Origin of the sequence: Kribbella sp. NPDC003505, assembly GCF_040610875.1 — a bacterium.
Taxonomy (GTDB): Bacteria; Actinomycetota; Actinomycetes; order Propionibacteriales; family Kribbellaceae; genus Kribbella.
In genome coordinates this window covers 436314-459476 of the sequence record NZ_JBEXNA010000004.1, presented here as the reverse complement: position 1 = coordinate 459476, position 23163 = coordinate 436314, and the positions used below count along the sequence as shown (strand labels likewise).

General features: G+C 68.1%; 23 protein-coding genes, 2 tRNA genes and 1 pseudogene. 16 read left to right on the top strand and 10 right to left on the bottom strand.

The genetic code is table 11. The annotated features are described in order from the left end of the window. Positions 1-263: 263 nt before the first annotated feature. The 4 genes and pseudogenes from yidC to rpmH all read right to left on the bottom strand — a co-directional run. A pseudogene (yidC, locus tag ABZX12_RS15980) lies at positions 264-1244 on the bottom strand (membrane protein insertase YidC); the annotation flags it as partial. 9 nt (positions 1245-1253) lie between these two features. Next, complete coding sequence (gene yidD, locus ABZX12_RS15975; protein WP_355693700.1) at positions 1254-1565, bottom strand: membrane protein insertion efficiency factor YidD; 312 nt, start codon at positions 1563-1565, stop codon at positions 1254-1256. Then, positions 1565-1915, bottom strand: a complete 351-nt coding sequence (rnpA, locus tag ABZX12_RS15970) for a ribonuclease P protein component (protein WP_355693698.1) — start codon at positions 1913-1915, stop codon at positions 1565-1567. The genes yidD and rnpA overlap by 1 nt, the downstream gene beginning before the upstream one ends. A 26-nt stretch (positions 1916-1941) precedes the next feature. Next, positions 1942-2079: a 50S ribosomal protein L34 gene (rpmH, locus tag ABZX12_RS15965; protein WP_130386492.1), complete on the bottom strand. Its 138-nt coding sequence runs from the start codon at positions 2077-2079 to the stop codon at positions 1942-1944. A gap of 1860 nt (positions 2080-3939) precedes the next feature. On the opposite strand from rpmH, the gene dnaA reads away from it, so the two are divergent. From dnaA to ABZX12_RS15935, 6 genes are all read left to right on the top strand, one after another. Next, complete coding sequence (gene dnaA, locus ABZX12_RS15960; protein ID WP_355694293.1) at positions 3940-5592, top strand: chromosomal replication initiator protein DnaA; 1653 nt, start codon at positions 3940-3942, stop codon at positions 5590-5592. Between the two features lie 458 nt (positions 5593-6050). Further along, positions 6051-7196, top strand: a complete 1146-nt coding sequence (gene dnaN / locus ABZX12_RS15955; protein ID WP_355693696.1) for a DNA polymerase III subunit beta — start codon at positions 6051-6053, stop codon at positions 7194-7196. A 26-nt stretch (positions 7197-7222) separates the two neighbouring features. Then, on the top strand, positions 7223-8140 hold the full coding sequence (gnd, locus tag ABZX12_RS15950; RefSeq protein ID WP_355693694.1) for a phosphogluconate dehydrogenase (NAD(+)-dependent, decarboxylating): 918 nt from the start codon (positions 7223-7225) through the stop codon (positions 8138-8140). Position 8141: 1 nt separating this feature from the next. Further along, positions 8142-9281 (top strand): DNA replication/repair protein RecF, encoded by a 1140-nt coding sequence (recF, locus tag ABZX12_RS15945; protein ID WP_355693692.1) that lies wholly within the window; start codon positions 8142-8144, stop codon positions 9279-9281. Continuing rightward, a complete protein-coding gene (locus ABZX12_RS15940; protein ID WP_355693690.1) occupies positions 9274-9822 on the top strand; it encodes a DciA family protein in 549 nt (182 codons plus the stop codon). The genes recF and ABZX12_RS15940 overlap by 8 nt, the downstream gene beginning before the upstream one ends. Before the next feature lie 48 nt (positions 9823-9870). Beyond that, on the top strand, positions 9871-11217 hold the full coding sequence (locus ABZX12_RS15935; RefSeq protein ID WP_355693688.1) for a hypothetical protein: 1347 nt from the start codon (positions 9871-9873) through the stop codon (positions 11215-11217). 10 nt (positions 11218-11227) lie between these two features. On the opposite strand, the gene ABZX12_RS15930 is transcribed toward ABZX12_RS15935, so the two are convergent. From ABZX12_RS15930 to ABZX12_RS15920, 3 genes are read right to left on the bottom strand one after another with little or no spacing between them, the layout of a single operon-like run. Then, positions 11228-11785 carry a hypothetical protein gene (locus ABZX12_RS15930; protein ID WP_355693686.1) on the bottom strand — a complete coding sequence of 186 codons (558 nt, stop codon included), beginning with the start codon at positions 11783-11785 and terminating at the stop codon, positions 11228-11230. Then, positions 11782-12390, bottom strand: a complete 609-nt coding sequence (locus ABZX12_RS15925) for a hypothetical protein (protein ID WP_355693684.1) — start codon at positions 12388-12390, stop codon at positions 11782-11784. Before ABZX12_RS15925 ends, ABZX12_RS15930 begins: the two co-directional genes overlap by 4 nt. Then, the gene (locus ABZX12_RS15920; protein ID WP_355693682.1) at positions 12387-13025 is read right to left on the bottom strand and encodes a hypothetical protein; all 639 of its coding nucleotides are present in this window, start codon (positions 13023-13025) and stop codon (positions 12387-12389) included. Before ABZX12_RS15920 ends, ABZX12_RS15925 begins: the two co-directional genes overlap by 4 nt. A gap of 342 nt (positions 13026-13367) precedes the next feature. Between ABZX12_RS15920 and gyrB the strand changes: the two genes are divergently transcribed. The 7 genes from gyrB to ABZX12_RS15885 all read left to right on the top strand — a co-directional run bounded on the left by gyrB (position 13368) and on the right by ABZX12_RS15885 (position 19807). Continuing rightward, positions 13368-15419, top strand: coding sequence for a DNA topoisomerase (ATP-hydrolyzing) subunit B (gyrB, locus tag ABZX12_RS15915; protein ID WP_355693680.1), 2052 nt, complete (start codon positions 13368-13370; stop codon positions 15417-15419). A 44-nt stretch (positions 15420-15463) separates the two neighbouring features. Next, positions 15464-18121 carry a DNA gyrase subunit A gene (gene gyrA, locus ABZX12_RS15910; protein ID WP_355693678.1) on the top strand — a complete coding sequence of 886 codons (2658 nt, stop codon included), beginning with the start codon at positions 15464-15466 and terminating at the stop codon, positions 18119-18121. After that, positions 18121-18975 carry a DUF3566 domain-containing protein gene (locus ABZX12_RS15905; RefSeq protein WP_355693677.1) on the top strand — a complete coding sequence of 285 codons (855 nt, stop codon included), beginning with the start codon at positions 18121-18123 and terminating at the stop codon, positions 18973-18975. Before gyrA ends, ABZX12_RS15905 begins: the two co-directional genes overlap by 1 nt. Positions 18976-19072: 97 nt before the next feature. After that, positions 19073-19146 (top strand) — tRNA-Ile (locus ABZX12_RS15900). A gap of 35 nt (positions 19147-19181) precedes the next feature. Beyond that, positions 19182-19310: a DLW-39 family protein gene (locus tag ABZX12_RS15895; RefSeq protein WP_311136380.1), complete on the top strand. Its 129-nt coding sequence runs from the start codon at positions 19182-19184 to the stop codon at positions 19308-19310. Between the two features lie 9 nt (positions 19311-19319). Then, positions 19320-19395, top strand: a tRNA-Ala gene (locus ABZX12_RS15890). 265 nt (positions 19396-19660) lie between these two features. Continuing rightward, positions 19661-19807: a hypothetical protein gene (locus ABZX12_RS15885; protein WP_355693675.1), complete on the top strand. Its 147-nt coding sequence runs from the start codon at positions 19661-19663 to the stop codon at positions 19805-19807. 374 nt (positions 19808-20181) lie between these two features. Here ABZX12_RS15885 and ABZX12_RS15880 read toward each other — a convergent pair whose 3' ends face one another. Then, complete coding sequence (locus ABZX12_RS15880; protein WP_355693673.1) at positions 20182-20478, bottom strand: hypothetical protein; 297 nt, start codon at positions 20476-20478, stop codon at positions 20182-20184. A gap of 297 nt (positions 20479-20775) precedes the next feature. Further along, on the bottom strand, positions 20776-21135 hold the full coding sequence (locus ABZX12_RS15875) for a YciI family protein (RefSeq protein WP_355693672.1): 360 nt from the start codon (positions 21133-21135) through the stop codon (positions 20776-20778). A 167-nt stretch (positions 21136-21302) separates the two neighbouring features. Between ABZX12_RS15875 and ABZX12_RS15870 the strand changes: the two genes are divergently transcribed. Then, positions 21303-21668: a YciI family protein gene (locus tag ABZX12_RS15870; RefSeq protein ID WP_355693670.1), complete on the top strand. Its 366-nt coding sequence runs from the start codon at positions 21303-21305 to the stop codon at positions 21666-21668. A 92-nt stretch (positions 21669-21760) separates the two neighbouring features. Then, on the top strand, positions 21761-22123 hold the full coding sequence (locus ABZX12_RS15865; protein ID WP_355693668.1) for a VOC family protein: 363 nt from the start codon (positions 21761-21763) through the stop codon (positions 22121-22123). Here the strand turns inward: ABZX12_RS15865 and ABZX12_RS15860 are convergent. Next, positions 22120-22767, bottom strand: a complete 648-nt coding sequence (locus ABZX12_RS15860; protein ID WP_355693666.1) for an alpha/beta hydrolase-fold protein — start codon at positions 22765-22767, stop codon at positions 22120-22122. The genes ABZX12_RS15865 and ABZX12_RS15860 overlap by 4 nt on opposite strands. 37 nt (positions 22768-22804) lie before the next feature. Between ABZX12_RS15860 and ABZX12_RS15855 the strand changes: the two genes are divergently transcribed. After that, positions 22805-23152: a nucleoside triphosphate pyrophosphohydrolase family protein gene (locus ABZX12_RS15855; RefSeq protein ID WP_355693665.1), complete on the top strand. Its 348-nt coding sequence runs from the start codon at positions 22805-22807 to the stop codon at positions 23150-23152. Positions 23153-23163 lie beyond the last annotated feature (11 nt).

The window sequence follows — 23163 nt, the reverse complement described above, 5'->3', positions numbered from 1 at the left end:
GACCCGGGGCTCGGGGCAATGAGGGGTGCGCCGGGTCAGCGCGAACCGCCGGAGCGCTTCTGCGCCGCCTTCTTCTGCGCGGCCGACTTCGCCGCGGGCTGGCGCTTGGCTCCGGTGCCCTTCTTGCCGGCCGGCTGCTTCTTGGCAGCTGCGGCCTGAGTCTTCTTGGGTGCGTCCTGCTTCGGCGCCGTGTCCTGCGGCGCGCTCGCGGACGGCTGTCCGTTGTTCGAGGCGGCCGCACCGCCGGCCGCCGGTCCGCCGGTCTTCCGGTCACTGCGCGACTGCCGCTTCGGCTGCTGGCGCTGCGCGGGACGACGGTCCGTCGTCTCGGTCTCGGTCACGGTGCCGACGGCACCCGGGACACCCTCGTCGGCGGCACGGCCGTGGCGCAGATTGTGCTCGCGCTTGCGGGCCTGCATCGCGTCGTACGCCGGGGTGCCCGGAGCGGGGTTGCGGCGGATCACGTAGAACTGCTGACCCATCGTCCACACGTTGGAGACGAACCAGTAGATCAGCACACCGATCGGGAAGTTGAAGCCACCGATGAGGAAGAAGATCGGGAAGACGTACAGCATGATCTTCTGCATCTGCGCGGCCTGGCCGGTCAGGGCCTCCTTCGGCATGTTCTTCCGCATCAGCTGCAGCTGAGTGATGAACATCGTCGTCGTCATCAAGATGATGAGGACGATCGCGACGACCTTGACGTTGTTGGCGCCGGGACCACTGGCCTTCAGGAAGGTCTGCGAGATCTCCGCGCCGAAGATCTTCGCGTGCTGCAGCGAGTAGACGTACGGCTCCATGATCGCGCTGTGCGCCTTGCCGTTCGCCGCGTAGTCGAGCACCCGGAACAGCGCCAGGAAGATCGGCGACTGCAGCAGCAGCGGCAGGCACGAGGAGAACGGGTTGGTCCCGGTCTCCTTGTACAGCTTCATCATTTCCTGACCGAGCTTCTCCCGGTCATGGCCGTACTTCTTCTGCAGCTCCTTCATCTTCGGCTGCAGCAGCTGCATGTTCCGGCTCGAACGGATCTGCCGGACGAACAGCGGGATCAGCAGCGTCCGGATGGTGACCGTCAGACCGACGATGGACAGCGCCCACGCCCAGCCGCTGTTCGGGTCGAGCACCTGGCTGAACAGCCAGTGCCAGCCGACGAGCAGCGCCGACACGGCCCAGTAGAGCGGGGTCATCACCGTGTTGAACAGGTCTACGATCCCGTCCCACACCGCGAGTCCGGGGATGGCCAGAAGAGTCACTCACACACCTCGCTGCGCAGGCCCGGCGTCGGCCGACGGTCCGGGCTGGTTGGCGGAGAAAGACTCTCCGCGCTGGTCGACATCTCTGGGAGGAACGGGGTCGTAGCCTCCGGGGTTCCACGGGTGGCAGCGGATGAGTCGCCTCATCGCCAGCCAGCTACCGCGCACCGCACCGTGGCGTTCGACCGCTTCCAAGGCATACGCCGAACAACTCGGGTAGAACCTGCAGACCTGCCCGTACAGCGGGCTGATCAGCAGCCGGTACAACTTCAGGAAACCGATGATCCCGCTCCGCACGGGATTGATCCGCATCATGGCCGCAGCACCCGGCCCAGGGCGCCGTCGACGTCGGCCGCCAACTCGTCGTACGACGCCGTGGCGGACGACGGGAGAGCGCGGACGACAGTCAGGCTGCCGGCCGGCAGATCAGGCAACCGCGTCGCCAGGACCGCACGCAGACGGCGGTGGACCCGGTTCCGCAGAACCGCGTTGCCCACCGCCTTGTTCACAACGAACCCGACGCGCGCCGGGCCGACAGCATCGCCTGTGTCGGCCTGCGCCAGCACATGCAGGACCACCGCGCGTCGCGCCGCGCGCCGACCGGACCGGACGGCGCGACGGAAGTCGTCGGACCGGCGCAACCGGTTCGACGCGGGCAACACGAGGTGGTCACCGTCCGACGGGTCGCTCAGGCCGCGAGGCGCTGACGACCCTTGCCACGGCGGGCGGCGATGATCGCGCGACCCGCGCGGGTGCGCATCCGAAGACGGAAGCCGTGCTTCTTGTGCCGACGACGGTTGTTCGGCTGGAACGTCCGCTTGCTCACTGGAATGACTCCGGTTACTCGAGAACACAAATTTGTCGACAAATCCACTGATTCGGATCTGCCCGTTGGTGCATCCTGCACACCGTCGGAGAACCAGAGGTGGTCCCGCAGGGAGCGCAGCACGAAACGGCCGGCTCAACACCGACCGATCCACGGTACGTGGCTCCTTGTGGACAGGTCAAACCAGGTATCCCCAAGGTTTTCCACAGACTTGTGGACAGGATAGTGGGCGAATGGTCGGCCGAGTACTCGTCACTGTCCGGACGGATCGGCGACAGAGAGCGATCTCGCACCATGACTACGCTCCGGCGTCTACCCGACACGCCGCAAGTTGCCCCCAATTTCCTGTTCATAGCCTGTGGATGACGGCTTGAAGCCGTGTGGGCGGACTTGTTAGCGTCACTTCTTCACACCAGAGGTCCCACACCCCGCGATCGGTAACCAACCTGCTCCGGCGGTCGTTCACAACTGTGGACAACCGTGTGGACAGCGGCCCGCACGGTGGTCGGGTCGAATGGTCGCGCAGCCCGAACCAGTCCGGAACGCGCCGGCCACCGCAGCGATGGATTCGGGGAGCAACGCGTGGTCGAGGACCATTCCGCCAGTGCGGAATTCACACCGGTGCAATTCAGCCCGGCCGAGCCCCGGACGGACCACACCGCCGACGGGCGGCAGGACCTCCGCCCCGAACCCGACGCCGGCCTCCGCCCCGAACCCGACGCCGGCCTCCGCACCGAGGTGCCGCCCGCGCCGGAGCCACTGCCCAGGACCGAGACCGCACCCGGTCCGCGCGCGGAGACGCCGATGCCGCGGATGGATCCCGGTGACTACCTGAGCCCGTCGCTCCCGATCCCGATGCCCGAGCCGCCGGCCGCCGGTTACCGCCCCGCGCCGCCCCCGGGTCCGTACGGCTACCGCTCCGAGCTCGAGCGCGCGGCCACCGATCTTCCGTCCGGCCCACCCGAGTCCACGGCAAGTACGTCGTACTTCGGTGCGGCACCGGCCGTGAACCAGCACCCCGGCGCAGGCAACGGCTGGGGTGCCGGCGATTGGGGTACTGGCGGCACTGCAGCAGGAGCGGCACCGATCGAGGGGGAGGCACGTGTGGACGACGCAGCCACCAACCAGTGGTCACCCGATGGCAGACCGACTCAGCAGAGCGCGGCCGCGCCGCCGACCGCCGAGCACACCTCCGCCGAGCACACCTCCGCCGAGCTGCCCCCGCTAGAGCAGACGCCCGAGCGGGCCGTCTCCGATCAGCAGGCGCCGCAGCAGCCGGTCGTCGTCGAGCGCACGCCCGACGAGCGCGCAGCCGAGCACCAACCGGCCGAGCCGCGGTCCACTGCCGTTCAGGCCCCGCACCAGGACGCACCTCAGCAGCACCTGCCCCCACAGCTCCACCACAACCTGCACCTGCCTCTGCAGCCGCACCAGCAGCCGCTGCAGCCTCCGGCCGCTCAGCAGAGCGCTCCACACCACTCGCAGGAGCAGTTGCCGCAACACCCCGCCGCCGAGCAGGGTGCACCACACCACCCGCAGCAGCAGTCAGCGGAGCACCACACGCAGACGCAGCGGCAACCGACGCAGGCGCAGCCGGCGGAACAGCAACTGCACGCGCAGGCGCATTCGGCGCAGCAGGAGCCACAAGCGCAGCTGGAGCCACAAGCGCAGCAGGCGCGGCAGCAACAGTCGGCAGTGCTACCGCCGACGCAGGCACAGCAGCACGCGCCAGCGCAGCAGTCGCCGCCGCAGCAGTCGCCGCCGCAGTCGCCGCCGCCGATTCACCAGGTGCAGCCCCAGCAGGTGCAGCCCCAGCAGGTGCACCAGCAGCACCCGCAGCCACAGCCGCAAGCGCAGCAGATGCAGCCGCCGGTGCAGGCGCAGCAGGCGGCTCCGGCTGTGACAGACCTGGGTGAAGCGTGGGCTCGTGTGCTTGCCGGGCTGCCGCCGAACCAGCGGGCCTGGCTGACCAACTCGCGTCCGGTGACGCTGCACGAGAGCACAGCGATCGTCGCGGTGCCCGACGACTTCACCCGCGGACAGCTCGAGACCCGTCTCCGTCCGGACCTCGAGCGGATCCTCACCGAGACCTTCGGCCGAGACATCCGGATCGCTGTCACCGTCGACCCGTCCCTCGACCCGGAGCTGCGCGAACAGCAGGCTCCGCCGCAACCGCAGTACACACAGCAGCCTCCACAACAGCCCGCGCCGCAGCACGTGCCTCAGCAGCACGCGCCGCAGCCGCCGATGCAGCAGCCGCCGCCCGTCCGTGAGCCGCTGCGCACCGACGGTGCCTTCCAGCCGACCATCCAGTCCGCGCTCACCGATCCGGACAACCACTTCAGCGCGCCGCCGGCACCGCAGCACTACGAGCAGCAGCCGGCCCCGCAACAGCAGTCGTCGTTCGGTCAGCCGCTCGGATCGGTCGCCCCGCCGCCGAACGGTTCGTCGCAGCCGGCCACCGAGGCGCAGGGTGAAGCGCGGCTGAACCCGAAGTACACCTTCGAAACCTTCGTCATCGGCAGCTCGAACCGGTTCGCGCACGCCGCGGCCGTCGCCGTCGCCGAGGCGCCGGGCAAGGCGTACAACCCGCAGCTGATCTACGGCGACTCGGGTCTGGGCAAGACCCACCTGCTGCACGCGATCGGACACTACGTCCGCAGCCTCTACACCGGCGCCCGCGTGCGGTACGTGTCCAGCGAAGAGTTCACCAACGACTTCATCAACGCGATCCGCGACGACAAGGCGTCCCAGTTCCAGCGCCGGTACCGCGACGTCGACGTGCTGCTGATCGACGACATCCAGTTCCTGGAAGGCAAGATCCAGACCCAGGAAGAGTTCTTCCACACCTTCAACACGCTGCACAACGCGAACAAGCAGATCGTGATCAGCTCCGACCGCGCGCCGAAACGCCTGGAGGCGCTGGAGGACCGGCTGCGGAACCGGTTCGAGTGGGGCCTGATCACCGACATCCAGCCGCCGGACCTCGAGACCCGGATCGCGATCCTGCGGAAGAAGGCCGCGACCGAGCGGCTGACGGCGCCGCCGGAGGTGCTGGAGTTCATCGCGTCGAAGGTGCAGACCAACATCCGCGAGCTCGAGGGCGCGCTGATCCGGGTCACCGCGTTCGCGAGCCTGAATCGGCAGCCGGTCGACCTGAGCCTGGCCGAGATCGTGCTGAAGGACCTGATCCCCGAAGGCAGCAAGCCCGAGGTGACCGCGAGCATGATCATGGGCCAGACGGCGTCGTACTTCGGTCTGTCGATCGACGACCTGTGCGGCTCGAGCCGCAGCCGCGTGCTGGTGACCGCCCGGCAGATCGCCATGTATCTGTGCCGCGAGCTGACCGACCTGTCGCTGCCGAAGATCGGTCAGCAGTTCGGCGGCCGCGACCACACGACGGTGATGCACGCCGAACGGAAGATCCGGCAACTGATGTCGGAGCGGCGCAGCGTCTTCAATCAGGTCACGGAACTGACCAACCGGATCAAGCACCAAGCCAAGCAGCAGTGACCGCTGGCCACACAGGCTGGGGACACAGCTGTGGAAAAGTGTGGGTATCGCCGTGGAAAGCCTCGTCTGTGGTGTGGATTGGCTGTGGGGACAGATTTCGCCGTCCACCGTCGTCCTCAGCACAAGCGAGCGTCGTCCACACGGCGTCCCCACCCCGATTTGGCCTCTGACCTGGGAAGTCACCGCTTTTCCACAGTATCCACCGGTGCGAAGAACACTATGGAATCTGTAGAGAGCTCGAAGGCTACAAAACGATCGAGCGGCCCGATCTGGGGAAAACCCCGATCTCGCGCCGGCTTGCGGGACCTGTCAGGCTGTTCTCGGAAGTACCTGGAACAGCACAGGAACGACGCCGACGCGACCCGCCCGAAGCGCCACGTCAGGCCCGATGGGCGCACAGCACACTTGTCCGTGGCAGGATCTGCCTGGCACACAGCCGAATCAGGAGGCACCCAGCGGTGAAGTTTCGCGTCGAGCGCGACGTACTGGCCGAGTCGGTGGCCTGGGCCGCGCGCAGCTTGCCCAGTCGTCCCAGCGTCCCGATCCTTGCCGGCCTGCTCGTCGAAGCCGAGGACGGGCAGATCACCCTGTCCGGCTTCGACTACGAGACGTCGGTGCGGGTCACGGTGCCCGCGCAGGTGGCCGACTCGGGGAAATGCCTGATCTCCGGCCGGCTCGTTGCCGACATCTCCAAGAGCCTTCCGAATCAGCCCGTGGACGTCGCTGTGGACGGCGCGAAGGCACAGGTCACCTGTGGCAGCTCGCGGTTCACGCTCCAGACGCTTCCCACGGAGGAATATCCGGCTCTGCCGGAGCTTCCGGCCGCCAGCGGGACGGTCAAGGCCGACGTCTTCGCGCAGGCCGTCTCCCAGGTGGTGACCGCGGCCGGCCGCGAGGACACCCTGCCGGTGCTGACCGGTGTCCGGGTCGAGATCGAGGGCTCCACGATCTCGCTGCTGGCCACCGACCGCTACCGGCTGGCGATCCGCGAGCTGGAGTGGAACCCGCAGTCCCCCGACGCCTCCGCGGCCGCGCTGGTACCGGCCCGGGTGTTGTCGGAGACCGCCAAGGCGATGACCGGCTCCGACGTGATCGTGTCGCTGGCTGCCCCGGGCACCGGCGACGGCATCGTCGGCTTCGAGGGCGAGGTGTCCGGTGGCAACCGGCGCGCCACCACCCGGTTGCTGGACGGCGAGTTCCCGAAGGTGCGCGGCATCATCCCGACCGACGCCGCGATCGCGACCCGGGTGCGGATCGACACCGCGACCCTGGTCGAGGCCGTGAAGCGCGTCGCACTGGTCGCTGAGCGCAACGCTCCGGTCCGGCTGACCTTCGAGGAGGACAGCGTCACCCTCGACGCGGGCAGCGGTGACGAGGCGCAGGCGTCGGAGTCGCTCGAGGCCCGGGTGGTCGGCGATCCGGTGACCGTAGGCTTCAACCCGACGTACCTGCTCGACGGTCTCGGCGCGATCGGCACGCCGGTTGCGCACCTGGCGTTCACGCAGGCGACGAAGCCGGCCGAACTGACCGGTGTGACGGACTTCGACGGTGAACCGATCAGCGAGTTCCGCTATGTACTGATGCCGGTTCGCCTGAACAGCTGAACACCAACAGAACAAGGGGATTCACGATGGAGCTCGGCCTTGTCGGTCTCGGCAAGATGGGCGGCAACATGCGCCAGCGGATCCGGAACGCCGGTCACACGGTGGTCGGGTTGGATCACAACCAGGACATCTCCGACGCCAAGGACCTGGCCGACATGGTCGGCAAGCTCACCGCCTCCGACCAGCCCAGGGTGGTCTGGATCATGGTTCCGGTGCAGGCGATCGACCCGGTCGTCACCGAGTTGGCCGATCTCCTGTCCCCCGGCGACATCGTGATCGACGGCGGCAACAGCCGCTGGACCGACGACACCCGCCGGGCCGCGCAGCTCGCCGAGAAGGGCATCCGCTTCGTCGACTGCGGTGTGTCCGGGGGTGTCTGGGGCCTGGAGAACGGCTATGCGCTGATGTGCGGCGGCGACAAGGAGACCGTCGAGCAGGTGATGCCGATCTTCGAGGCGCTGAAGCCCGAGGGTGAGTTCGGCTTCGTGCACGCCGGCAAGGTCGGTGCCGGGCACTTCTCGAAGATGGTCCACAACGGCATCGAGTACGGGATCATGCAGGCGTACGCCGAGGGCTACGAGCTGCTCGAGGCCGCGGACGTCGTGGAGAACGTGCCGGAGGCCTTCGAGTCCTGGCGCGAGGGCACCGTGATTCGGTCCTGGCTGCTCGACCTGCTCGTCGCCTCGCTGAAGGACGACAGCCACCTGGCCAAGATCCGCGGATACGCCGACGACTCCGGCGAGGGCCGCTGGACCGTCGAGGCCGCGATCGACCACGCCGTACCGATGCCGGCCATCTCGGCCGCGCTGTTCGCACGGTTCGCCTCCCGGCAGGAGGACTCGCCGGCGATGAAGGCGATCGCCGCGATGCGCAACCAGTTCGGCGGGCACGCGGTGAAGGGCGCCGAGGACCCCTCCTACGCCACGCCGCCGACGAAGCACTGAGGTGTACGTCACCGCCCTCGGCCTGATCGACTTTCGCTCGTACGCACAGGCGGAGGTCCGGCTCGCTCCGGGCGTGACGGCCTTCGTCGGGCCGAACGGCCACGGCAAGACCAACCTGGTCGAGGCGATCCACTACACCGCGACGCTCGGTTCGCACCGGGTGGCCAACGACGCACCGCTGGTGCGGGCCGGCGCCACCCGGGCGATCGTGCGGACGGAGATCCGCAGCCAGTACGACCGCGATGTGGTGGTCGAGCTGGAAATCAATCCTGGGAAGGCAAATCGGGCCCGGATCAACCGTTCGCCGGTGCCCCGCCCACGGGAAGTGCTCGGGCTGCTGCGCACGGTGCTGTTCGCGCCGGAGGACCTCGCGCTCGTGAAGGGCGACCCCTCCGAGCGCCGGCGGTTCCTCGACGAGCTGTTGACGCTGCGAGCGCCGCGGATGGCCGGCGTACGGCAGGACTACGACCGGGTGCTCAAGCAGCGGAACTCGTTGCTGCGGAGCGCGTCGCAGGCGCGCCGGCAGAACCGCTCGAGTGCCGCCGAAAGCCAGCTGCGCACGCTGGAGGTCTGGGACTCGAACCTCGCGCGTGCCGGGTCCGAGCTGCTGGCGACCCGCCTGGAGCTGCTCGAGTCGCTGCGGCCCCTGGTGTCGAGCGCGTACGACGCTGTTGCCCGCGGCAAGGGTGACGCGCGGCTCGAGTACAAGTCGTCGGTCCTGCTCGAGCCCGGGGTGGCGTCCCGCGAGCAGCTCGAGGAGGTGCTGCTCGCCGCGGTGCGGGAGAAGCGGCAGGACGAGCTCGACCGCGGCGTGTCGCTGGTCGGCCCGCACCGCGACGACGTACTGCTCGGGCTCGGGGACTTGCCCGCGAAGGGGTACGCGAGTCACGGTGAGTCCTGGTCGTTCGCGCTCGCGCTGCGACTGGCGTCGTACGACCTGCTCCGCGCGGACGGGGGTGAACCGGTGCTGATCCTCGACGACGTGTTCGCCGAGCTCGATGCGCAGCGCCGGGACCGGCTGGCCGAGCTGGTCGCGCCGGCCGAGCAGGTGCTGGTCACCGCAGCGGTCGGCGCAGACGTGCCTGCCGAGCTCAGCGGAGCGCGCTTCGAGGTGGGTGAGGGGGTCGTTCAGCGTGCCTGAACCCCCGGATTCCTCCGAGAGCGTCCCCGAGAGCGAGGCCGAGCACGACAAGCAGGGCCTGGAGCTCGCCAAATCCCTGGCGGCGCGGCTGAAGCAGCAGGCGGCGAAGGGCGGGATCAAGCCGGTCAAACGCCGCCGCCGCCCGCGGCTCGGAGCCCAGATCAGCAGCGCCCGTCCCGACGACCGCGATCCCCAGCGCCTGACGAACACGCTCGGCCGGCTGATGCGCGACCAGGGCTGGGAGGTCGACGTCGCCGTTCACGGGGTGATGGCGCGCTGGCCGTCCATCGTCGGCCCCGAGATGGCCGAACACTGCAAGCCGGAGTCGTACGACGACACCGTCCTCACGGTCCGTACGTCGTCGACCGCGTGGAAGGTCCAGCTCGACCTGCTGGTCCCGCAACTGCTCTTCCGCCTGAACGCCGAACTCGGCGAAGGCACCGTCTCCCAGGTCAAGGTCCTCGGCCCCAACACCTACACCTGGCGCAAGGGCCCCCGCACCATCCGCGGCGGCCGCGGCCCCCGCGACACCTACGGATGACGGACTGAGTTGCTGCGAGGACCCGGCCCTCCCCTAGGATCAGGCGCGATGCGCACGCTCGTCGACGGCTTTCGCGAGATGGTCCACCTGATCGGGGATACGTTCCGGCTCTGGTGGAAGAACCTGCTGCCCATGACCACCTGGTGGGTGGCCGGGTTCGTGGGCTTCACGGTGTGCTCGCAGGGTGCGATCTGGCTGGCCGAGCATTTGCACTCCAGTCTCGGCACCGGCCTGTTCGCGGTCGGCGTGCTGCTCCAGATCGTCGCCGCCGTCGGCATGATCCGGACCTGTGCGATGTCGCTGTACCGCTGGCGGGACGCGGCGAGCGATGAGGCCGAGGAGACGTCCGACCCGACGCAGCGCGGGCTGCTCGAGTTGCTGGCCGTCACGCTGCTGCCGCTGGTCGCAGTCTGGTCCGCCTGGGGCTTCTTCGACCGCCAGGTGAGCCAGCTGAGCGCGACGTACCTCGTCCAGAACGGGCTGCAGCCCGGCTCGGGATTCTTCAAGGTAGGAATCCACAGCTGGCACAACTACCTGCCCGCGCTCGCCGTCCTCCTGGTGCTGCGTCGCGTGCTGCAGTCCGTCGACGACCGCTGGCCGAGCCGCCCGGTCAAGCTGACGCAGGTCTGGGCCGAGGCCTTCTTCGTGCTGCTCACCTTCGTGATCACGCCGTACGCGATCGACGAGGGCAAGGAGTGGTTCAAGGACCGCAACTTCTGGTACTGGTCGCTGGACTGGTGGGACGGGTTCAAGGACTTCTTCGACACGATCCACATCCCGATCCCGGCCGGTATCGAGTTCCTCTGGGGCTTCCTGTGGGAGACCCTCTGGCCGATGTTCAAGCTGGGCATCGCCGAGCCGCTGACCTGGCTCGCGATCACCACGGTCGTCTTCGGCCACCGGGTGCTGTCCAGCGGCGGTGTCTTCCGGGGGACGCGGCTGGAGCGCCGGCTCGGCGCGCAGACCGAGACGCAGGAGGCGCCGCAGCACGGCCGGCTCGTCGGCCTCACCTATAAGGCGCCGGACCTGCTGCTCGCCGGTGTCCGGGAGAAGTTCTACCCCGCGATCAACGCGTTCCGGCTGCTGGTCCGGGTCGGCCCGGTGTTCCTCGGCGTGGTCTGCCTGGTCTACACGTTCTGGCTGCTCGGCAACGACTGGGCGTTCGTCGCCTTCCAGCGGCTGCTCGGCATCCACGGGCAGTACTGGGGCCTGATGAACCACGAGATCGCGAGCCTGATTCAGGGGCTGCTGTTCGAGCCGCTGCGGATCGCGCTCCTGGCCGCCGCCTTCGACCTGTGCATCTCGGTCGGCAGCGAACGGCGGGCCGAGGCCGCGGCGATCGCCCAGGCCAAGGCGCCGAAGGAGATCAAGGAGCCCGCCCCCGCGACCGTCTGACTGCTGCCCGTCAGGGAGTGATCAGGACCCGTCGGTGGATGTAGAAGTCCTCGACGGTCAGGCCGACCAGGTTCGGTACAGCGCTCTTCGGGACGATGTAGACCTTCGCGATCTTGGCCGGCTTGTCCATCGTGAACGGATGGTCGTCGTCACCGCAGAACGTCGGCAGCGGGTATCCGGTCGCCAGCGTGTCGTCCCAGGTGTTGCCCTTGCTGTCGCGCAGCAGCGCGTCACAGCTGAAGCCCTGGTCCTTGAGCATGAGCCCTTTTCGCGGGGTCACGGTGAGCGTGGCCAGCATGAAGACGGATCCGGCCGGGGCGTCGAGCTCGATCGCCTCGCCGTCCTCGTTCAGGATCGAGGTGTAGGCCTTCAGCGAGTCCAGCTTCCACTCGATGCTCTGGACGGTCACCGGGCCTTGGCTGACGACCTCGTCGACCCGGCCCTGCCTGTACAGCTGCTCGTCGTCGCTCAGGTACGGGTGCAGCAGGGTGAATGATCCGAGGCTCAGCAGGCCGACCAGCAGCGACGCCTGCACGACCAGCCGGCTCGCCCGGCCCGCGAGGTTCACGACGCCACCCGGGTGACCGAGTCGTTGACGACGTACTGGTCGTCGGCGTGATCGACCATCTGCTGGGCGATGTCCTCGGTCGGGATGCCCAGGTCGACGCGGACCTCGGAGTTGTACACGTTCCACAGCATGCTCGGCTTGAGTCTCAGGGTGAGGCCCTTCAGGTCCGTCGGGTTGACCTCGAAGACGATGGCGCCTGTGCGGGCGAAGCCGGCGTCCGGGAAGTTCATGTCGCTGTCGGTGGGGTCGCTGACCTTCTCGTAGACGCTGTCGCCGTCGGTGATCAGCGTCGGCGTGAACGCGTCGGGATCCTTCACGCCGCGCACCGCGTCCCACTCGATCGCGACGTAGATGCCGTTGGTGTCGATCGGCTTGTCGTCGGAGCCCCCGTCCCCGCTGAGAATCTTGCGGGCGAACTTGATCCGGGTCACCTTGATCGTCGACCCGCTGCCCGCGTAGGGAAGCGCCTCGCCGATGGTGCCGTGCACGACCTTCAGGTTCGAGTCGTCGCCGTACACCTGGTCGGGGCCGGCCAGCCGGGCCACGCCGCCGATCAAGATGAACAGCAAACCGACCAGGATGGTCGCGGGGCGGTAGAGCTTCACTTGTTCTTCCCGTCGTCGATGACAACGGTCGGCTTCAGCCGGACGACGGCGGCCGGGTCCTCGTTGTGCCAGTACGGCTTCTCGTTCACGCCGAGCGCCCCGTTGTCACTGTCGTAGTGCTCCTGCAGGACACCGATCTCGACGACGTCGGCGGCGAAGTCCGGTTCGACATCGAACTTCGTGCTGCACTCCTCCGGCGGGAGGCCGTAGACGAGCGCCCAGTTGAGGTTGTCGCCGCGGCAGGCGCCGCCGTTGGAGTCGATCAGATCCTGGCCGCCGCCGGGGACGAACTTGATCAGCCTGCCGGCTACCGACTCACTGGTGAATTCTTCGGAGTCGATGTTCTTTGCGGTGAAGTAGACCCGGAGCGTGGTCTCGGCGTCGCTGTACTCGCCCTTCGGCTTCCGGATGATCTCGGCCTTGGTGAAGTTGAACTCGAACCGGCCGGCCGTCACCGTCGCCGGGGCGTCCAGGGTCGGAACCGTGCGGCCCTTCTTCTCTTTCCAGCCGCCGGTGGCCAGCACGACCAGTGCCGCCACCACGACGAGGGCGATCAGCAGCAACCAGATCCGCCGGTGCCGGTGAATCACCCGGTCGGCGATCATCGCATCGATGACCTCGTCGAGACTTTCCACGGCTGCGATCCTAGAGGGCCGTGGGTGCGCGCCGGGCACATGCTCCCCGGCCGGACTGTGTGGTCTGGACCGGTAGCCGCCGGAGTGGTCAGTGGCGAAACGCCCGGAGGCCGCTGAGAGGCCGTGAGCGCTTTCTGGCCCCCCTCCCGCGAGAGGGGACATGGCAATGAGGGAGAAAAGACGGCCTGGCATGAGTTTCAGGCGGCTGGTGGCCGGTTCTGCTTCGGTCGACGGGTAGAATGGGCCGTGTAGAGCGAGCCGCACCTCTGCCATCACCGTGGAGGGCGGCTCAACTGTGCCGCGATGCCTCGCGAACGCGGGGTCCGAGGAGGACAACCACCGGTGACCGACGAGCCGACCGAGATCGACGCCAACCAGTCCGCCGACCCCATCGGCCCCAGTGATACCGCCGCAGCCGATCTGCACGAGATTCGCTCCTCGGTCGTCGAGCGCGAGTACGACGCGAGCGCCATCCAGGTCCTGGAGGGTCTGGACGCGGTCCGGAAGCGTCCCGGTATGTACATCGGGTCCACCGGCGAGCGGGGTCTGCACCATCTGGTCACCGAGGTGGTCGACAACGCGGTCGACGAGGCGATGGCCGGGTACGGCGACCGCATCGTGGTGACACTGCTCGCCGACGGCGGGGTCCGGGTCGAGGACAACGGCCGTGGCATCCCGGTCGGCATCGTCGAGTCCGAGGGCAAGCCGGCCGTCACCGTCGTACTGACCGTGCTGCACGCCGGCGGCAAGTTCGGCGGCGGCGGCTACAAGGTGTCCGGCGGTCTGCACGGCGTCGGCGTCTCGGTCGTGAACGCGCTGTCCACCCGGCTCAAGGTCGACGTGAAGACCGGCGGCAAGCTGTACACGCAGTCCTTCACGATGGGCGTCCCGGACGAGGACCTGGCCGAGATCGGCACCTCGACGTCGAACGGTACGACGATCACGTTCTGGGCCAGCCCGGACGTCTTCGAGACCACGACGTACTCGTACGAGACGCTGGCCACCCGCTTCCGCGAGTACGCGTTCCTGAACAAGGGCCTCGAGCTGGTGATCCGGGACGAGCGCCCCGACCACATCGACGAGGACGGCAAGCCGCTCGAGCAGTCCTTCCGGTACGCCGACGGCCTGGTCGACTACGTGAAGTACCTGACCGGGATCCGCGAGACCGTGCACCGCGACGTCATCTCGTTCGAGGCGGCGGCCGCCGACGACACGATGAGCCTCGAGGTCGCGCTGCAGTGGAGCGGCTCCTTCCAGGAGTCCGTGCACACCTTCGCGAACGCGATCAACACCCATGAGGGCGGCACCCACGAGGAGGGCTTCCGGGCCGCGCTCACCTCGCTGGTGAACGGCTTCGGCGAGGACCAGGGGATGATCAAGAAGAAGGAGGACAGGCTCACCGGTGACGACATCCGGGAAGGCCTGACCGCGATCATCTCGGTCAAGCTCGCCGAGCCGCAGTTCGAGGGCCAGACCAAGACCAAGCTCGGCAACACCGAGGTCAAGGGCTTCGTCCAGCGGGTCGTGAACGACCGGCTCGGCGCCTGGTTCGAGCAGAACCCGGCCGAGGGCCGCGAGATCATCCGCAAGGCGACCGCCGCGGCCAGCGCCCGGATCGCGGCCCGCAAGGCCCGCGACCTGGCCCGCAATCGCAAGGGTCTGCTCGGCGGCGGCGGCCTCCCGGGCAAGCTGGCCGACTGCCAGTCGACCAACCCGGAGGAGTGCGAGGTCTACATCGTCGAGGGTGACTCGGCGGGCGGCTCCGCGAAGGGCGGCCGGGACCCGAAGTTCCAGGCCATCCTGCCGATCCGCGGCAAGATCCTGAACGTCGAGAAGGCCCGGATCGACAAGGTCCTGCAGAACAACGAGGTCCAGGCGATCATCTCGGCGCTCGGCACCGGCATCCACGAGGACTTCGACGAAGAGAAGCTCCGGTACCACAAGATCGTGATCATGGCCGACGCCGATGTCGACGGCCAGCACATCCGGACCCTGCTGCTGACCCTGCTGTTCCGGTTCATGCGGCCGCTGATCGAGCGCGGGCACGTGTACGCCGCGCAGCCGCCGCTGTACAAGATCCGCTGGAGCAACCAGCCGCACGAGCTGGCCTACAACGACCGCGAGCGCGACGGACTGCTCGAAGCCGGCCTCGAGGCAGGCAAGAAGCTGCCCAAGGAGAACCCGATCCAGCGCTACAAGGGTCTGGGCGAGATGAACGCGAACGAGCTGTGGGAGACCACGATGGACCCGGCCAACCGGGTGCTGCTGCAGATCACCCTCGACGACGCGGTGCGCGCCGACGAGACGTTCCAGACGCTGATGGGCGACGACATCGAGGCACGGCGCAGCTTCATCCAGCGCAACGCCCGCGATGTCCGGTTCCTCGACATCTGAGTTCTCGCCCCACACCGACGTACCTGATCTGAACGGGACTTTTCATGACCGAGACCCCCACCACGCCGGGCCACGACCGGGTCGAGCCGCTCGACCTGCAGACCGAGATGCAGCAGTCGTACCTCGACTACGCGATGGCCGTCATCGTCGGCCGCGCGCTGCCGGAGGTTCGCGACGGCCTGAAGCCGGTGCACCGCCGGATCCTCTACGCGATGTACGACGGCGGCTACCGGCCGGACCGTGGTTTCAACAAGTGCTCCCGCGTCGTCGGTGACGTCATGGGTCAGTACCACCCGCACGGTGACTCGGCGATCTACGACACCCTGGTCCGGCTCGCGCAGCCGTGGGTGATGCGCGCGCCGCTGATCCAGGGCCAGGGCAACTTCGGCTCGCCCGGTAACGACCCGGCGGCCGCCATGCGGTACACCGAGTGCCGGATGGCGCCGCTGGCGATGGAAATGGTCCGCGACATCGACCAGGAGACCGTCGACTTCCGGCCGAACTACGACGGCAAGTCGCAGGAGCCGGTGATCCTGCCCTCGCGCTTCCCGAACCTGCTGGTGAACGGCTCGTCCGGGATCGCGGTCGGGATGGCGACGCAGATCCCGCCGCACAACCTGCGCGAGGTCGCGGCCGCGGTCGACTGGGCGCTCGAGCACCCGGACGCGACGCAGGAGGAGCTGCTCGAGGCCTGCCTGCAGCACATCAAGGGCCCGGACTTCCCGAACGGCGCGCTGATCGTCGGCTACAAGGGCATCGACGACGCCTACCGCACCGGCCGCGGCTCGGTCACGATGCGCGCGGTGGTCGACATCGAAGAGGACGCCAAGGGCCGTACCAGCCTGGTCGTCACCGAGCTGCCGTACATGGTGAACCCGGACAACCTGGCGCAGAAGATCGCCGAGTTGGTGAACACCGGCAAGATGAACGGCATCGCGGACATCCGTGACGACAGCTCGTCGCGGACCGGTCAGCGGCTCGTCATCGTGCTGAAGCGGGACGCCCAGCCGCGCGTCGTGCTGAACAACCTGTACAAGCACACCCAGCTGCAAGACACCTTCGGCTGCAACATGCTGGCGCTCGTCGACGGCGTACCGCGCACGCTCAGCGTGAACCTGTTCATCAGCCACTGGATCGACCACCAGATTGAGGTCATCCAGCGGCGCACCCGCTTCCGGCTGCGCGAGGCGGAGAAGAACGCGCACATCTACCGCGGGTACGTGAAGGCGCTCGACGCCCTCGACGAGGTGATCGCGCTGATCCGGCGCAGCCCCGACGTGGACGAGGCGCGCACCGGCCTGATCCAGCTGCTCGAGATCGACGAGATCCAGGCGCAGGCCATCCTCGACATGCAGCTGCGCCGGCTGGCGGCCCTGGAGCGGCAGAAGATCATCGAGCGGTTGCAGGAGCTCGAGGCGATCATCGCCGACCTCGAGGACATCCTGGCCAGCCCGGAGCGGCAGCGCTCGATCGTCAAGGACGAGCTCGGCGAGATCGTCGACAAGTACGGCGACGAGCGCCGGACCGAGATCATCGCGGCCGACGGCGACCTGTCCGTGCAGGACCTGGTGCCCGACGAGGACGTGGTCGTCACGATCACCCGCGGCGGGTACGCCAAGCGCACGAAGACCGACCTGTACCGCACGCAGAACCGCGGCGGGAAGGGCGTGCGCGGCGCGCAGCTGCGGGCCGAGGACGAGATCAGCCACTTCTTCGCCACCACGAACCACCACTGGATGCTGTTCTTCACCACCAAGGGCCGGGTCTACCGGGCCAAGGTGTGGCAGCTGCCCGAGTCCGCGCGCGACGCCAAGGGCTCGCACGTGGCCGGCCTGCTCTCGTTCCAGCCGGACGAGGAGATCGCGCAGGTGCTGACGCTGCGCGACTACGACCAGGCGGACTACCTGGTGCTCGCGACCAAGAAGGGCCTGGTCAAGAAGACGGCCCTGCGCGATTACGACTCGGCGCGGCAGAGCGGCATCATCGCGGTCAACTTCCGTGAGGACGACGACGAGTTGATCGGCGCCGACCTGGCCACCGCTGAGGACGACCTGCTGCTGGTGTCCCGCAAGGGGCAGTCGATCCGCTTCACCGCGAACGACGAGCAGCTGCGGCCGATGGGCCGGGCAACCTCCGGTGTGACCGGGATGAAGTTCCGGTCCGGCGACGAGCTGCTCTCGATGTCGGTGATCCGGGCCGGCTCCGAGGAGGACACGCAGTTCGTCTTCACAGTGACCGACGCCGGGTACGCCAAGCGTTCGCGCGTGTCGGAGTACCGGCAGCAGGGCCGCGGCGGTCTCGGCATCAAGGCGGTCAAGCTGAACGACGAGCGCGGCTCGCTGGTCGGCGCGATCATCGTCGTCGACGAGGACCAGGTGCTGGCGATCAAGGCCAGCGGCCAGGTCGTCCGCAGCCGCGTCGACAGCGTCCCGGTGAAGGGCCGCGACACGATGGGCGTCCGGTTCGCGGGCGTCGCCGAGTCCGATGCGGTGGTCGCGATCGCCCGGAACACCGATCTGACCGTGGCTCTGGAGGAGTCGGAAGGCGCGGAAGCGGGTACAGAACCCGCTGATGCCCAGAATGTGGACGGATCGACAACCGAATCCACCTCTGAGAGCGTCCAGAATGATGACGAGCGTTCGACGGACGTGGACGGCGCGGCTACCGTCGAAAGCGACGAAGCCGGCCAGGAGGGTGACTGATGACCAACCGCGCGAGGCCGACATGGCCTGAAGGTGCGGCCGACAGCTCCAACTCCCAGCGCACGGCGCCGGGCGCGAAGCCGTCTGCCGCCCCGGCCAACCCGGCCTCCAACGGTCGTTCCAACGGCCAGCCGAGGACAGGTACGCCGAACGGCCAGCGGCCGTCCGAGTACCGCCCGCAGGCGAGACCGGCCACTCCTGGGGCCACCACCCCCGCGCGCCCGCAGCAGCCGGCCCCGAGTACGCCGGGCCGCCCGGAGCCGTGGTCGGCGCCTTCGGCAGGCACACCCGCCGCCGGCGCCGCGGCGTACGGCGGGGGCGAGGCGAAAACCGAGTCGTTCGGTGACCGGATGAGCGCGGCGCGTCAGGCGGTGCTGGACAAGGCCAACTCGGTCAAGGACGCCAAGACGGAGCGCGCCGAGACCCGGCAGACCCGGCTCGCCGCGAAGGACGCCAAAGAGGCGAAGACCTCCAGCCGCCCGCAGACGCGGAAGGCGCGGCTGCGGATGTCCCGGATCGACCCGTGGTCGGTGATGAAGACGGCGTTCCTGCTGGCGATCGCGTTCGGCATCGTGACCTGGGTGGCGGTCTTCATCGTCTGGTCCGCGATCGGCGCGGCCGGCGTGTTCGACAACATCAACTCGACCGTCCAGGAAGTCCTCGGGACGCCGGCCGGCGAGCCCTTCCGGGTCGAGAACTACATCAACACCGGCAAGGTGATGGGCTTCACCACGCTGCTGGCCTGCGCCGACGTGCTGATCATCACGGCGCTCGCGACCCTCGGATCCTTCCTCTACAACATCGCCGCGACGCTCCTCGGCGGCCTCGAAGTCACCCTCGCGTCGGAGGACTGACCAGCTCCGGCCGGGCCCGATGAGGCCCGGCCGGAACCGGTTTGGGAGTAGGGCACTTGGTGCGGTAATCTCTCCCGGGTTCGACACCGCAGTTCGCGGGCCTATAGCTCAGACGGTTAGAGCGCTGCCCTGATAAGGCAGAGGTCACTGGTTCAAGTCCAGTTAGGCCCACTTTTGTTCGAAGTCCGATCCAAGGAGTCCCAGTGCTGCGAAAGATCATGCTGGTGCTGCTGGCCGGCGTCGGCGGATACTTCGTCTACAAGAAGACCCAGCAGTCCCGCGCCGAAAAGGACCTCTGGGCCGAGGTCGCCGACCCGGTAACCCCGGGCCACTGACCACCCCACGGGGGCGTAGCTCAACTGGCAGAGCACTGCCTTTGCAAGGCAGGGGTTAGGGGTTCAAGTCCCCTCGTCTCCACCACCGCGTTCCAGCAGGCCAGAGCGCGATTCTCCGGTAGCGCCACCGTTCTCCCTTGGTTCGTTGGGAAGCGGCGTGCCCTCTACGTGCCCTAACGAGTCGCCGCCGATCTGGGGGCGAGCCTCCCGCAGGCGGGCATTGAGCCGGTCAGCGATATGCCGTGAACGAGCCTTCGACGCGTGCAGATAGATCCTGGCGGCGCGAGGGTTGGCGTGCCCCACAGTTCACGCAGGCTGGCACTGTCGTCCGCCGCGAACTGGTTCCCTGTGTGCCGGAGATCGTGGAAGTGCACTGGGCGTACGCCGGAGGTCGCCAGCGCCTTGACCCAGATCTTCCGGAAGTTCTGGCGGCGAAGCTTGCCGCCGACGCCGTCATCGCCCACATCGACGAGCTCACCGAGGCGATCAGGAGCTAGGATCGTGCCGCTGTCGGAACTACGGGCCGATAGTGCACGTGGTTGCGTGTCAGGCACTCCGGACCCCACGCAGCGCGACGTGCTCTCTGCCGAGTTTGGCTCTTATGCATCAAGGGCGCGCCTTCGGTGCGCGGCCTCGGCTGCGGGCGGCGCTGGGGCGCCGTCCTCGCCGGAGCCCAGCAGCAGGACGCTTCCCGACCCATGCAATCCAACTGGCACGTGCCGAGGTTCTGGCGTCTGGCCGTGGGGTTGCCCCGTCCCCCTGGCCGCTCGGTCGTACGGCCATCACGACACGCATCAAGAGCGCCTGTGGCGTTCCTACGGGATCGGCAAGCCGACTCTTGACCCGCGCCTCACTGACCTGGGTCTGGCAGCTATCGGGGGGACGGGCCAGGTGTGGCGTCGATGCTGTCGTCTCGTGCGATGAGGAGGGGAACCGACTCCGAGCTGAGCGGGCTGTACCCCGGATCAAGATGGATGTGCCCTCCGTCCGAGACCGAAGGATCGGACAGCGACAGGCACCAGCGGGCCAGATCGCGAAGGCCAGCGGGGTCGCCGAGCACTTGAACAACGCCGTCTGCCAGCTCGATACGGACCGTTCCACCTTCGACCGGTGCCACGACTCCGACCTCGCGGCGATAGCGCGGGACCGACAGCGAGATCTCATCCACCGCGTCAGTATGGCTCGCGAGCGTCGACGGACGGGGCCGTGCTCTCCGCGTGCTCTAACGAGAACATGCCAGCTGGTCACTCGTGGGGTGCAACCGGTCGAGCCGACGCCTGCCGTCCCACCGCTCAGATCAGCGGGAGCGTCACAACCGCCGTTACAAGGCAGGGGTTAGGGCTCAAGTCCCCTCGTCTACACCACTATCGGTGTAGCTCATCGGAGCGAGGGAAGCTCGCTCACGTTGTCGGCCGCATCCGGCTTCCCTGACTCCGACGGCACGACTGCGCTGCTGGTCCTGCTGCTATTGAAGGTGGCGGCGGGGTTTGAAGCGGCGGATCTCGTGGGGCCAGCCGCAGGCTTCGGCGACCTTGGCGGCCCACATCTTGGCGGCTTCGTCGTCGGCGACGCTCACCAGGGCGAAGCCGCCCAGGTACTCCTTGGTCTCGACGTACGGGCCGTCGGTGACGAGAACCTCGCCGCTTGTCGGGTCCGCGTTGTAGACCGGGCCGTCTTCTTCTTCCAGTCCCCCGGCGAAGACGTACACGCCGGCGGCCTTCATCTCCTCCGTCACGGCGCGGGCACGGTCACCGCGGCCGTCGTACCACTCCTCGGGGTGGTCGCCGACCCACTGCTGGTTGAAGTAGATGAGGTACTCGGGCATCCCTGCTCCCTCGGCTCGAGCGAACCCGGTGTCCGCTTCCACCTACGCTACGAACAACCCCGGGCGAATCCGACAGCCATCGGCAAGAGTCTTGTCGGATTCGGGTGGTGCTGTTCGTGGTGTTGGTGTGGCGGCTGGTTTGGTCGCCGGGCTGAGAGGAGATGGCTATGGCGCAGTATTTGATCTCGTTCAACGACGAGTGGGTGCCTGAGCACACGGGTGAGGAGTTGAGGGCGAAGAGCATCGCGGGGCGGGCGGTGATCGCGGACATGGAGGCTGCTGGGGTCTTCGTGTTCAGCGACGGGGGCATCGACGCCTCGACCGCGATCTGCAGCGTGGAGGCGAAGGACGGGGAGCCGATCTTCAGCGACGGGCCGTACGTCGAGACCAAGGAGCACCTCGGCGGCTTCTGTGTCGTCAACGTGCCGGACGACGAGACCGCCCGCTACTGGGCCGGCCGCCTCGCCGTCGCGCTCGACTGGCCGCAGGAGGTGCACCGCTTCCCGAGCAGCGAGCGTCACAACCGCCCGTGACCCACGCGGGGTGGGTCAGGCGCGGCGCGTGACCCACCCTGGACTGGGCAGGTTGAGATCATCAGACTGGCCGGCGAGGGAAGGAGACGCTCGTGCGGGTGACGCATCTGTTCGCGAATCTGTCGGTTCCGGACATCGACGAGGCTCGCGGGTTCTACGTGGACTACCTCGGGCTCAGCGACGCAGGGCTGACCGAGCTGAGTTGGGTCGCCAGGTTCCAGACGCCGGACGGGCAGGCCGCCGTACAACTCGTCACGCGCGACGCGACGGCGCCGGTGGACTCGGTGCTTTCGGTTGCCGTCGGCGACGACATCGAGGAGGCGTACGAGGAGGCGCAGCGGCGCGGCTTCGAGATCGTGTATCCGCTGACCACCGAGCCGTGGGGGATCCGGCGGTTCTTCGTCCGCGCGCCCGACGGCAATCTGATCAACGTCAACGGGCACAAGGACGCTTAGCGGCTGAACGCCCAGGCCGCCATCCGCGGGAACTCGGCCTGCCAGAACGGGTCGCCGTGATTGCCCTGGCGCTCGGTGAGTACGACGTCCGCATCGGCGTCGCGGAGGGCGTCTGCCCAGCGCGCGGCGTTCTCCATGAACCAGGGCTCTTCGGTGCCGGCGACCAGGTAGGTGCGTGGCAGCCTGCTGGGCATGACGTCCGGCGGGCGGTAGCCGCCGCCGGGTGAGGCGGCGAAGACCGAGCCGTAGATGTCCGGGTGCCGAACGCCCATTGCGAGCGCGAGTTCGGCGCTCGCGGACACGCCGAAGACTGCGGTCCGCTCGGCGGGCAACCCGACTCCGAAGCGGGATCGCACCCAGTCGCGGACGTCGTCGACGAAGAACTTCTCGTGTGCCGCGAACCGTTCCGGGTTGAACGACGGCGAGTACTCCTCGATCCGCGCCATCTCGTCCGGATCGTCGGTCCGGTACGCACCGACCACCAGCGTCGGCGGTACGTCGGCTTGCTCGAGATCCCTGCCCCACTGCGAGATCAGCTGGCCGTCACCCGCGAACACGACCGCCTCGGGCGGATCCGACGGCACGTACACGGCGACCTGGCGCCCACCGTCGTACTCGAACATCTCGGTGACGAGCTCGCTCATGCGCAGCGAGTATTCCACGCCTGGCAGACTGACGCGGGTGACTGATCAGGGTGCGTTCGACTTCAGCGGCTACCAGGAGGCGGCGGCGCGGACCGCCGGGCTGGTGGCAACCGATCATCCGATCGTGTACCCCACCCTCGGGCTGGTGAACGAGGCGGGCGAGGTGGCCGGCAAGGTGAAGAAGATCTTCCGCGACCGGCAGGGCGTGATCACCGACGCCGACCGGCAGGCGCTGACGCTCGAACTGGGCGACGTGCTCTGGTACCTGTCCGAGCTGTGCACCAGACTCGGCATCAGCCTCGAAGACGTCGCCGAACAGAACATCGCCAAGATCGCCGACCGTGCCTCCCGCGGCGTCCTCCACGGCGACGGCGACCTGCGCTGACTTTTCAGGAA

Bases quoted from the DNA above. Each gene is read 5' to 3' on its own strand.
- yidD (WP_355693700.1), bottom strand. From the start codon at position 1,565: ATGCGGATCAATCCCGTGCGGAGCGGGATCATCGGTTTCCTGAAGTTG.
- dnaA (WP_355694293.1), top strand. From the start codon at position 3,940: ATGCAGCCGCCGGTGCAGGCGCAGCAGGCGGCTCCGGCTGTGACAGAC.
- gnd (WP_355693694.1), top strand. From the start codon at position 7,223: ATGGAGCTCGGCCTTGTCGGTCTCGGCAAGATGGGCGGCAACATGCGC.
- ABZX12_RS15935 (WP_355693688.1), top strand. From the start codon at position 9,871: ATGCGCACGCTCGTCGACGGCTTTCGCGAGATGGTCCACCTGATCGGG.
- gyrA (WP_355693678.1), top strand. From the start codon at position 15,464: ATGACCGAGACCCCCACCACGCCGGGCCACGACCGGGTCGAGCCGCTC.
- ABZX12_RS15905 (WP_355693677.1), top strand. From the start codon at position 18,121: ATGACCAACCGCGCGAGGCCGACATGGCCTGAAGGTGCGGCCGACAGC.
- ABZX12_RS15875 (WP_355693672.1), bottom strand. From the start codon at position 21,135: ATGCCCGAGTACCTCATCTACTTCAACCAGCAGTGGGTCGGCGACCAC.
- ABZX12_RS15870 (WP_355693670.1), top strand. From the start codon at position 21,303: ATGGCGCAGTATTTGATCTCGTTCAACGACGAGTGGGTGCCTGAGCAC.
- ABZX12_RS15860 (WP_355693666.1), bottom strand. From the start codon at position 22,767: ATGAGCGAGCTCGTCACCGAGATGTTCGAGTACGACGGTGGGCGCCAG.